The following is an 11,268-nucleotide window of genomic DNA, read 5'->3' as shown; positions in this document are numbered from 1 at the left end:
AAAATGTGTACAAGAGATTGGATTGACCTGATCAGTTAATTTTCCGGATTGGTATTACAGATGTTGTGTACGTGAGATGATTTCTTGGTTTGGTCGAACATAGCAAATCACTTTTGTTGTAAACCTACAACAAAAAATAGACTATGAAGACTTATGGTGCAAATATGAAGACTTATGATGCAGAAATGAAGAAAGCCTGCAATTTATGCGAACATATATTGCAGGCTTCAAAATGGGTGGGAACCCAGCCACATCCCGGCACACAAGTCACTCGCTGCGGCTGCTCCCTTCCAGGCCTGACCGAGTTCACGAGCTATTGTTGCGGGAGGACCAGGCCCCCATAGATTCGTTTTCTAAGAGGCTTGCCTCAAAGAGTGATTGGATTATTAAGCATCACAGCAACCATTGCAAGCCCTTCCACCCTATTTTTGAACAATTGCGGTCTAAGTGCTTATCCTTTATTCAAACCACTAGAAAATCGCAGGTAAATTCACCATTTACCTGCATTTGGAAGGTTTGGATTGCTGGAGTACTAGATATCGATATCTTCGTTATCTTCTGTGCGAATGATGTAGTCTGTCATCCACGCGGTGCCTAATAGACACAACCATACTACAAAGACTGGACTAGGTACTTCGATACTTGGGGTAATCACCAAAGCCGCAAAACCAACCGTTGGCAGTGTCCAACACAGTAGTTTATTCCAGCGGAAGGTTTTCAAGCGCGTCAGCGTTTCCATCGATGCCATGATGCCCGTTACACACAAGGCAACCAAAGCGGCATAAGGTAAATCGGCTATCCATAATGGAAGTATTAAGCCTAATGACCACCAGCTGTGTCGGCTGGCAGGCTTAAGATGATTTGCCGCCCACCAAATCACGATGATTGATAAGGTTTGAAGTGTGGTAACCCACGGGGCACCTTCAAGCTTGCCTGCTGATTGTGTCACCATGATCCCGACCTGCAAAGTAGTCACAATCAAGCCGGAAATAATCACGACCGACAAACTACTGCGTCTTGAGAAGACCACCATCAATAACGGGAATAGTACCCACGCACTGACAGACAGCGTGATAGGCTGCAAAGGAAGGGTTAGACCATAAGTGGTCATGGAAACAAGCAAAGCTAATCCTGCTATGCCCCCCTGCGGTAAAATCCATAAAGCAGGAATTACCATTGCAAGCACCGGGATATCTCCCTCACTTAAACTGATTGCTCTCGCGCAAACAACCGCTAATAATGTGGTGATCAAGAACTGAAACGTTGTAAATACCATAGCCCTCTCCTTCTACCGATCCGTGGTACCATACCAATCGTAGTAATTAACTGGTCACCCTAGCTTGTTAAAAAACTCGATAACCTCGTTAGATTTTTTGATTGGAGAATGACTACTTATCAAAACTTCTTATCAAAAAGAGCGGCCTTGCTCTCAAGCTTTTTCCCTGCGCTATTTTTGAACACTTACTTACTGTGATTGGTATTTATGAACTAGGAACATTTAGTATGGACCAATTTTTGAGCCAAATCTTTGCTGTGATTCACCAAATTCCATATGGAAAAGTAACAACTTATGGAGACATAGCACGTTTTTCAGGATTTCCGGGCTATGCGCGCCATGTTGGTAAAGCGCTGGGTAACCTGCCAGAAGGTAGCAAACTGCCTTGGTATCGAGTGATAAACAGCAAGGGTGAAATCTCTTTAAAGGGTGATTCGTTCGACCGACAAAAGCAGCATTTGGTTAAAGAAGGGATTGAGGTGAGTGATGCAGGAAAGATCAAACTCAGAATATACAAATGGCAGCCCTAGAGCTGCCACTAATCGCTGATTCAACTGGCTAAGTTAAGCCAATCAAGATGCCTTAACAGTGGCATCGACTTCTGATTAACGAACACCAACCAAACGTAGGTCTGCTTGCTGTGTATTTTCTACATCAGTAATTACTGACTTAATCGTGTCCGTTATGAAACGCAGTTTGCCGTCAACATGAATCGATGCGCGCATGTTGTAACGGTGGTTAGCTTTAATTTTGTCGTTGTCGTAGCTCAGCTCGAATGCGAACGGTACTTGCTTACCGTCTGTGGTGAACTCTTGAGTTGCGATAACCGTCGATGGTGCATCAGCCAGTGAGATATCTTCTAGCGTAACGGTAACCACTGCATTCTCTGGCAATGCAATTCTTTCACGGTAGCTTACTGTTCCTGAAATCACTTGAGTGTTCTCTGCAACCACTTCCTGAGAAGCGCTCGTTTCTGATGTTGCTTGGCAACCAACAAGTAGGCCAAACGATACTAAAGACGTAATAAGAATTAGAGCCTTTTTCATATTCAATTTCTCTCAACATGTTTGCCGGACTCGGCAAATCTACTCACCAATTATAAGAGAGCTTTCATATTCTGTCTTGAAACCCTATGATTTATTGACAGATATCTGACTAAGCTAAATGATTAACACCATAATCTGACACCCATTTTACGAAGAGGAATGCTGGCGATGAGTCAACCTTTACAAGAATTACTAAGTTTACTTCAGCTAGAAAAACTGGAAGAAGGTTTATTCCGTGGGCAAAGTGAGAACCTAGGCCTACCACAGGTATACGGCGGTCAGGTATTGGGACAAGCGCTTTCTGCTGCTCGTTATACCGTTCAAGACGACCGTAGTGTTCACTCGTTCCACAGTTATTTTCTGTTTCCCGGCGATCCTGAAAAGCCAATCATTTACGATGTTGAGAACCTACGAGATGGACGCAGCTTTAGCACACGCCGTGTAAAAGCGATTCAAAATGGCCGCCCTATTTTCTATCTCACTGCTTCTTATCATGGCGATGCGCCAGGGTTTGAGCACCAGATTTCAATGCCTGATATTCCGGGACCAGAGAACTTTGCCTCAGAAACTGAATTAGCGAGCCACATTGCGGAATTCTTACCAGAGAAACTGCGCAAAACCTTCTGTGGCGAAAAGCCGATTGAGATGCGTCCGGTGACGGTGGTAAACCCACTGAAACCTAAGAAGACGGAAGCGAAACAATACCTTTGGGTAAGAGCGAATGGCGCGATGCCAGACAACCACTTGATCCACCAATACCTGCTTGCCTACGCATCGGATTGGGGATTCTTAGTGACGGCGCTTCACCCACATGAAGTCTCTATCATGACGCCAAATTTTCAAGTGGCGACGATTGACCACTCAATCTGGTTCCACCGCCCATTCAAAATGGACGAATGGCTGCTTTATGCGATTGAAAGCCCAACGGCAGCGAACACTCGCGGCCTAGTGCGCGGCGAGATCTTCAACCAGAAAGGTGAGCTGGTAGCGACAGCAGTACAAGAAGGTGTGATGCGTTTTACTAAATAGCACTCAAATAAATAGCGGATAAACGCTTCTTACAAGCCCCAAATACGCACAAACAAAAAGAGGCTAGGTTTAATACCTAGCCTCTTTCTTTAATGACGCTTAAGAAAACTCGTCACGCAAAAATCAATAAAACCTACTCAACTTCTAACGTTGGCTCAAACTCGCCTTGAACTCGCGTTTTAATGCCATCACCTGCGTCTCGTAGAAGGTTAAATGGCGATAACACTACGCCTTTCACCGCGCCCTCAGCGGCTCCCTGAGCAAGTTCCTTACTCTTATCAGCTAACAAATTAGCTTGTGCCAAAATACCTGGGACTTCCGCTCGTAGCATTTCAGATTCCGTGACGATGACAGGAATAGTCTGTTCGCGGTAAGACTTACTTTCAGCGAGCATTGGTGGCATTACGTCTACGCGGTATCTCTTTAATTCAGTTAATGTTGGTGGAATAACATCGGTTCTTACCTGCTCAACTTCCGTTCGAACATTTTTCACTTCATCTAATATCGCAGGGATTTTGTTGTCGACCGAGGCTACGGTTTGATTCACATCATCGATCGTCTTTCTAACTTCTTCGACAGTGTTTAACACCTGAGGAGCAAGATCGCTGACATGTTCTGCAAGCGCTAATAGCTCTTCTACTTTGAGCCCTTTGGTGAGGCCCGATATGTCTTCGATAACTTGCGGGTAAGTATCAACGATTTCACCGACTTTATTAGTCAATGAGTAGATGGTGTAACCCAAGTAAAAAATGGCGACCGCCAGTACCAGCTGGATAGCGGTAGATACTTTTGCAAACATGAATAATCCTTTTCTTTATCGCAGAGACGAGATCTAAACTGAGAAGATAGTTAAACTAAAGCGATAGTTAATCTATTACTAGGCGCAGCTTAAAGCGGCAATGCTGTCGTGTACTTCAATGGTTCCATCGCAAATGTCGAGGTCACATTAGAGATACCATCAATGCTATTCACCAAGCGCTTATAGAAATCATCAAAGCACTTCATGTCTTTAACCTGAACCTTCATCATATAATCATATTCGCCAGCCATGCGATAGAACTCCATCACTTCTGGAAATTCCGACACAGTATTCACAAAACGACCATACCACTCATGAGAATGATCACTGGTTTTCACCAATACGAACGCAGTAAAGGAAAGATCCAGTTTTTCCGGGTTCAGCAGTGCAACTCTTTTCTCAATAATGCCGTTCTCTTCGAGGCGCTTAAGCCTTTTCCAACAAGGCGTTGTAGTGAGATTGACCGCTTCAGAAATATCGTTCAATGACAGGGTGCTGTCTTCTTGCAGTAATCCTAATATTTTTTTATCTACGGCATCTATCACACTTTCACCAAATCGCATTTAAAGAGAATTATTTTCTACAATTTAAGCAAAACAAAGCAAATATGGCAAAGTTTTTCTCTCCAATTGTAGCTAAATTAGAACCATACCAATTACAAAGAATTCCTACACTCGATCAGGAGAACGCTTATGTGCACTGACCATCAATGGATTAATAACGCGATTCGTAAAATTGAAGCCGATTACCAACGCTCAGCGGATACGCACCTTATCAAGATCGAACTACCAAGTATCGAAGGCATTGATGTTTACCTTAAAGATGAAAGCACACACCCAACGGGCTCTTTGAAGCACCGCTTAGCGCGTTCTCTGTTCTTATACGCTATCTGTAACGGTTGGGTTGGCCCAGAAACAACGATCATTGAATCTTCATCGGGTAGCACTGCGGTATCTGAAGCGTACTTTGCTCGCCTACTTGGCCTTCCATTTATCGCGGTAATGCCAAAATGCACAGCGAAGAAAAAGATCGAGCAAATTGAATTCTACGGCGGCCAAGCGCATCTTGTGGACCGCTCAGATGAAATTTACGATGAGTCTCGCCGTTTAGCAGAAGAATTGAATGGTCACTACATGGATCAATTTACTTACGCTGAGCGCGCAACCGACTGGCGTGGTAACAACAACATCGCGAACTCGATTTTCAATCAAATGCAGATGGAAGATCACCCAGTTCCGGCTTGGGTAGTAATGAGCCCAGGTACTGGCGGTACTTCAGCGACGATTGGCCGTTTCATTCGCTACCAACAACATGAAACTAAGCTTTGTGTTGTGGACCCTGAGAACTCTGTATTCCACGAATACTTCCAAACAGGCAATGCGAACGTGAAAGGCAGTACATTCAGCAAGATTGAAGGCATTGGTCGCCCACGAGCAGAACCAAGCTTCATTCCTGGTGTGGTTGACGAAATGCGTAAAATCCCAGACGCAGCAAGTATCGCAACGACACATTGGTTATCTGACATTCTTGGTCGCAAGGTCGGCGCATCAACCGGGACTAACATGTACGGTGTGCTTCAATTAGCCAGTGAAATGAAAGCACGTGGAGAAAAAGGTTCTATCGTGACTTTACTGTGTGACAGCGGTGAACGTTACCTAGATACTTACTTCAATGACGAGTGGGTAAATCTGAATATCGGTGACCTACAACCTTATGCAGCGAAGCTAGAAGCTTTCTCGCAAACGGGTGAGTTGGTTTAAGTTCATATAAACCGATAGTTCGAAATAGAAAAGAGCCCTTGATGGGCTCTTTTTTGGTTTATTCTATTCATCAATTTCTAGCGAGAACAAATTATTCTGGCTTCTGCTTCGCTTCAAACGCCGCTAGTTGCTCAGGAGTCGCTTTTGGCTGATGGTTTTGTTTCCACTCATCGTAAGTCATGCCGTATACACGCTCACGAGCGTCATCGATATCCAAGTCTAAGCCTTGTTGCTCTGCTTCCGCTTTGTACCATTTACTGAAACAGTTTCGGCAGAAGCCAGCCAAGATCATCAGATCGATGTTCTGCACATCTTTATTGTTATCTAGGTGTGCTAGCAGGCGACGAAAGGTTGCTGCATCCAGCTTATCTTGTTCTTCTTGAGAAAGATCTTTGTATTTAAATTCAGCCACTTTACTTTCCTTTATTCGATTTATTGTATTAATTCGTTGAGCTCTGTTTGTTATACAAAAAAAGCCTGCAATTCGCTAGGAGCAAACGCAGGCTTTTCAATATTGTTACACTATTCCGTGTTCATTAATCGTGCGTGTTCATTAACCGTGAGAGGTTCTTCCCACGTTGTCATGGCTAAGCTCTTTATTAAGTTCCGCTTCCACGTGACCCGGAGAGCGTGTTGATCCTGAAATCAGTCGGTACATCGCAGGGATAACGAACAGAGTTACCAATGTCGCGAAGCCCATACCGAAGAAGATAACCGTACCCACAGCCACTCGGCTTTCATAGCCTGCGCCCGTTGAAGTAATCAATGGAATTGCACCAGCCAGCGTCGTGAATGCCGTCATCATGATTGGACGTAAGCGTCGAGCAGAAGCATCAATGATCGCCTTTTCAAACTCAATACCACGGTCACGAAGTTGGTTAGCAAACTCTACGATCAAGATACCGTTTTTGGTTACCATACCGATCAACATGATCATACCAATCTGGCTGTAGACGTTGAGCCCTTGACTCATCAGCACCAAGCCTAAGAAGCCACCGAAGATACCCATAGGTACGGTGAACATCACCACCAGCGGGTTAATGAAGCTTTCAAACTGCGCGGCCAGTACCAAGTATGCGACCAGCATCGCTAGCGCAAACACCACTAGGATACTTGATTGGTTCTCTTTAAAGTCTTTTGACTCGCCAGAGTAGCTCACTGAAATATCACCCGGTAGCTGTTCAATCGCTTGTTCATCAAGGAAATCGAGCGCGTCACCCAGCGTGTAACCTTCCATTAGGTTCGCTTTGATGGTCACCGATTTCTGCTTGTTGTAGTGCGATAAACGAATCGAGGATGCCACTTCTTCAATGTGCGTCAGCGTGTCGAGCGTAACTAGCTCGCCAGACTGAGTTCGCATGTAGATTTGGCTCAAGTCATTGGCATTATTAAAGCTGTTTTCATCACCACGCAAGTAAACATCGTACTCTTCACCACGGTCAACGAAAGTGGTTTCACTACGGCCGCCAAGCATGATCTCTAACGTATCTGAAATGTCCGAAACGCTAACGCCTAGCTCGGCTGCACGTTGCTTATCTACGGTTACTAATAACTCTGGTGTTTTCTCAGAGTAATCGATATCCGCACCTTCCATCATTGGAGAGTCTTCAGCCGCTTGCTTTAACAGTTCGCCCCATTTCTGAAGCTCAGAGTAATCAGAGCCACCCAGTACGAATTGCACAGGCTCACTTGAACCACCTTTGAAGCCCGGCATGAACGGGAATACACGTACATCAGGAATACCATTTAAAGATTTACGAACTTCGTTCAGCGCTTCCTGAGCGGTTTCATCACGTTCATCCCAATCTTCCAGGATCATGATAACGAAGCCCGTTTGGTCGCCAGCATTACCACCAAACGCTGGTGATTGAATACTAAATGACTTCAAGAAACCTTGACCAAGCAGCGGCATTAGGCGCTCTTCAACGATGTCCATATTGGCAGACATACGGTTGTAACTGGTTGCATCAGCACCACGAACAAACGCAAAGATAACACCACGGTCTTCTTGAGGCGTCAGTTGCGACGGCACTTGTTGCATCAAGCCATAACTACCGCCCATACACGCGATAATGATGATTGGAGCTGCCCAACGCCAGTTTAAAGCACGGCGCAATACCGAGCGGTATCCAGACTCAAGTTTGCCAAATACGCGCTCGACAAACAGGTTGAAACGGTTTGGTTTAACGTTCGCTTTTAGGATTTTACTGCCTAACACTGGCGTTAACGTTAGTGCGACTAGCGACGAGAAAATCACTGACATCGCCAACAGTACCGAGAACTCTGTAAACAAAAGACCGACCATGCCATCCATGAACGAGATTGGCAGGAATACCATCACCAATACAAGCGTTGTTGCGATTACCGCGAATCCTACTTCACGCGTCCCTTTATAAGCCGCAAGCAGTGGCGATTCACCACGTTCAATGTGGTGGAAGATGTTCTCAACCACTACGATAGCGTCATCAACCACCAGACCTATAGACAGAATCAGTGCCATCAAGGTGATTAGGTTAATAGAGAAACCAAAGTAGTAAGCCGCAATAAACGACGAGATTAGCGACACAGGAACGGTTACCGCTGGAATCAGTGTTGCACGCGCTTGACCTATGAAGACGTAAAGCACGAGGATAACTAAACCACCCGTAATAAAGAGTGTGCTGTAAACCTCTGAGATCGAACGATCGATAAAGACAGTTGAGTCATAGTCGACAGCCAAACGAGTCCCGTCAGGCAGGAACTTCTGAATCGCCTCAACTTCTTTATGGACTAAGTCAGCAACCTCAAGTGGGTTCGCATCTGACTGAGGCACAATACCCATACTAACGTTAACAACGCCGTCACTCTTAAAGGTCGAATTCTCGTTTTCTGCGCCAATGTACACATCTGCTACGTCTTTTAAGTAGATAGGCGTGTTATCAGAAGCACGTTTTACCACTAGGTATTCGAAATCTTCCGCTTCAGTGTAAGAACGAGCGGTACGAACCGACATCACAATCGCATCGTTACGTACTTCACCACCCGGGCTTTCAATGTTTTCACTGTTTAACGCAGAAGTGATGTCCGAAGTAGTAACACCACGACCTGCCATCTGCGCAGGTTTCAGCTTCACGTACATGACTTTGTACAAGCCACCTGAGATATCCACTGAGCTCACGCCCGAGATCAAACTAAAGCGGTCAATCAACACACGTTCGGTGTAGTCGGTTAACTGCGTTCGGTCCATCTCTGTCGAACTTAAGTTAATGTAGACCGAGGCTTCACCACTACCATTGTTCTTGTAAACAATTGGGTCGTCGGCTTCATCGGGCAATGAACGCTGCGCACGAGCTACGGCGTCACGAACATCACTCACACCGGTGTTGAGGTCGTAACCAAGCTCAAAAGTAATCGTGATACGCGACATACCGTTACGCGTTGTGGATTCGATCTCATCGATACCACTGATTCCGGATAACTGGTCTTCAAGATTGGAGGTTATTTGGCTTTCAATGATGGTGGCAGACGCACCTTCATAGCGAGTACTGATCGATACCACCGGGCTTTCAATATCTGGCATCTCACGAACTGCGAGCTTATTGAAAGAGACAATACCAAACACAACCAATAGTAGGCTCAATACGACGGCCGCTACTGGTCTCTTTACAGAAACATCAGATAACAACATTAGTTAGCGCCTTCTTGTGCTGCTGTATTTTCATCAAGTTTAGCTGGGCGATTAACGGCAAGCTCTTGAACCAAGACGCCGTCTCGCATGTTCACGATACCTTGCACCACGATCTTCTGACCAATCTCGATGCCCTTGTCGATCACAACTTCGTTATCGATTCGTGCACCCAAGAACACTTCGGTACGAGTCGCTTTGTTATCTTCGCCAATAACATAGACGAAACGCTTAGTACCAGAATACTCAAGCGCTTGAACTGGGATAATCGGCGCTTCTACAGGAGGGAAATCCATATCAGCTGCCACTAGCATGCCCGGCTTTAGGTAATCATTATTGTTGTCAAAGTGGATTCGAACTCGAAGGTTCAAGGTTTCAGCATTAATACGAGAATCAATGCCTACCACTGTGCCAGTGAACTGAGTCTCGCCCCACGCACTGGTGCGAGCCGTCACTGTCATGCCTTTAGACAGCTTAGAAAGGTAACGCTCAGGAATTTGAAGATCTAACTGCATCACAGACAAATCATCTAAAGTCACAAGCTCAGTACCTGCTGTCACCATTTTTCCGCGGCTAAAGTCGATAAAACCGACCGTACCAGAGAAAGGCGCGCTGATGTGTAAGTCTTTAAGATTGGCATTGGCGGCAGCTAGGCGAGCATTGGCGATCTCTACATTAGTTTTCTGAGCGTCAATTTCAGTTTGCGTAATCGCGTTGCGTTTCACTAGTCGTTGGAATTCCGCTAGCTTACGTTGCTCGTCTTTTAGGTACGCTTGCGCTTCTGCAACTGCAGCTTTTGCTTTGTCGTCATCTAATTGAACCAACATCTGCCCTTTGGTGACATCTTGATTGGCTTTGATGTTGATAGAGTCAACTCTGCCCGCTACTTCAGAGGTAATGATCACAGATTGTTCTGCTTCTAACTTACCTACCAAAGAAAGAGATTGGCTAACTTGGTGAATATCAACTTGCTCAGTAACAACAGTGACGGTGCTAGGGCCCATGCGTTTAGCTAGTGCGGCTGGAGACGCCATAAGAATAGACAAGCTAAGCAGGGTTAAAACAGATTTATGCTTCATAATAATGGTCTGCAAGTGAGATTTAATATCTATAAATGAAATTAACCGTATTCTATCAACTGATGAATGCTGTAACGTCAAGAAGTGTAAATCTAGATTAAATTCCATTTACGTTTCTTGGCGAATTGCACAAACCAAACACAATGTAGAAAGCGAGTTACCTCAAGGTGTTACCTGTCACTACGTAAACCTTAGTACAGATGTTCACTTCCCGAGCAATATGCGTACTTTTCGCCATCTTTGCCCAAAAAGGCAGCATTCAACACAAAACCATAAGAAAAACTCTTTACAGGTTTAACGTGTTTGCTATGATGCGCTCCGCACTTGAGAGATGCGTTGGGAAAAACATCTCTTTAGCCTATCCATTATGAGTTAGGAAAAACACCCTGGAGGGGTTCCCGAGTGGCCAAAGGGAGCAGACTGTAAATCTGCCGGCACTGCCTTCGATGGTTCGAATCCGTCTCCCTCCACCATATTCTTCTTACTTCTTTTAAGAGTTAAGAGAACAACCTAGTTGATGGGCTTATGGGAAAACATCAATTTAGGCTTACTTTGTGAAGAGTAAGACACACCCTGGAGGGGTTCCCGAGTGGCCAAAGGGAGCAGACTGTAAAT

10 protein-coding genes, 1 tRNA gene and 1 other RNA gene are annotated in these 11,268 nt (G+C 45.1%); 4 read left to right on the top strand and 8 right to left on the bottom strand.

The genetic code is table 11. From position 1 onward, the window contains the following. Positions 1-239: 239 nt before the first annotated feature. Positions 240-336: signal recognition particle sRNA small type (gene ffs, locus ACED46_RS20270), an RNA gene on the bottom strand. Between the two features lie 196 nt (positions 337-532). Beyond that, positions 533-1,276, bottom strand: coding sequence for a hypothetical protein (locus tag ACED46_RS20265; protein WP_371722287.1), 744 nt, complete (start codon positions 1,274-1,276; stop codon positions 533-535). A 227-nt stretch (positions 1,277-1,503) separates the two neighbouring features. Here ACED46_RS20265 and ACED46_RS20260 point away from each other — a divergent pair, with 227 nt between their 5' ends. Further along, a complete protein-coding gene (locus ACED46_RS20260; RefSeq protein WP_048609271.1) occupies positions 1,504-1,806 on the top strand; it encodes an MGMT family protein in 303 nt (100 codons plus the stop codon). A 75-nt stretch (positions 1,807-1,881) separates the two neighbouring features. Here the strand turns inward: ACED46_RS20260 and ACED46_RS20255 are convergent, their stop codons facing one another. After that, positions 1,882-2,322: a YbaY family lipoprotein gene (locus ACED46_RS20255; RefSeq protein WP_017058951.1), complete on the bottom strand. Its 441-nt coding sequence runs from the start codon at positions 2,320-2,322 to the stop codon at positions 1,882-1,884. Positions 2,323-2,490: 168 nt separating this feature from the next. Between ACED46_RS20255 and tesB the strand changes: the two genes are divergently transcribed. Then, positions 2,491-3,351, top strand: a complete 861-nt coding sequence (gene tesB / locus ACED46_RS20250; RefSeq protein ID WP_029235187.1) for an acyl-CoA thioesterase II — start codon at positions 2,491-2,493, stop codon at positions 3,349-3,351. A 133-nt stretch (positions 3,352-3,484) separates the two neighbouring features. Here the strand turns inward: tesB and ACED46_RS20245 are convergent, their stop codons facing one another. Together ACED46_RS20245 and ACED46_RS20240 are read right to left on the bottom strand one after the other, a co-directional pair. Further along, a complete protein-coding gene (locus ACED46_RS20245) occupies positions 3,485-4,150 on the bottom strand; it encodes a hypothetical protein (RefSeq protein ID WP_017070264.1) in 666 nt (221 codons plus the stop codon). Between the two features lie 89 nt (positions 4,151-4,239). After that, positions 4,240-4,713 carry an Lrp/AsnC family transcriptional regulator gene (locus ACED46_RS20240; RefSeq protein ID WP_017062025.1) on the bottom strand — a complete coding sequence of 158 codons (474 nt, stop codon included), beginning with the start codon at positions 4,711-4,713 and terminating at the stop codon, positions 4,240-4,242. A gap of 129 nt (positions 4,714-4,842) precedes the next feature. Here ACED46_RS20240 and ACED46_RS20235 point away from each other — a divergent pair, with 129 nt between their 5' ends. Continuing rightward, positions 4,843-5,910, top strand: coding sequence for a PLP-dependent cysteine synthase family protein (locus ACED46_RS20235; protein ID WP_136982929.1), 1,068 nt, complete (start codon positions 4,843-4,845; stop codon positions 5,908-5,910). Positions 5,911-6,001: 91 nt separating this feature from the next. On the opposite strand, the gene ACED46_RS20230 is transcribed toward ACED46_RS20235, so the two are convergent. The 3 genes from ACED46_RS20230 to ACED46_RS20220 form a co-directional block, all read right to left on the bottom strand. Then, the gene (locus ACED46_RS20230; protein ID WP_004736423.1) at positions 6,002-6,322 is read right to left on the bottom strand and encodes a DUF1244 domain-containing protein; all 321 of its coding nucleotides are present in this window, start codon (positions 6,320-6,322) and stop codon (positions 6,002-6,004) included. A 141-nt stretch (positions 6,323-6,463) separates the two neighbouring features. Beyond that, the gene (gene vexH / locus ACED46_RS20225; protein WP_371722285.1) at positions 6,464-9,577 is read right to left on the bottom strand and encodes a vibriobactin export RND transporter permease subunit VexH; all 3,114 of its coding nucleotides are present in this window, start codon (positions 9,575-9,577) and stop codon (positions 6,464-6,466) included. Further along, on the bottom strand, positions 9,577-10,653 hold the full coding sequence (locus tag ACED46_RS20220) for an efflux RND transporter periplasmic adaptor subunit (protein ID WP_029222602.1): 1,077 nt from the start codon (positions 10,651-10,653) through the stop codon (positions 9,577-9,579). The genes vexH and ACED46_RS20220 overlap by 1 nt, the downstream gene beginning before the upstream one ends. 388 nt (positions 10,654-11,041) lie before the next feature. Here ACED46_RS20220 and ACED46_RS20215 point away from each other — a divergent pair. Further along, a tRNA-Tyr gene (locus ACED46_RS20215) sits at positions 11,042-11,126 on the top strand. Positions 11,127-11,268 lie beyond the last annotated feature (142 nt).

The sequence above is a fragment of the Vibrio sp. 1S139 genome (assembly GCF_041439475.1).
In the GTDB taxonomy this organism is placed as follows: domain Bacteria; phylum Pseudomonadota; class Gammaproteobacteria; order Enterobacterales; family Vibrionaceae; genus Vibrio; species Vibrio crassostreae_C.
The sequence above is the reverse complement of the archived record's forward strand: the minus strand, read 5'-3'. Positions and strand labels throughout refer to the sequence as shown.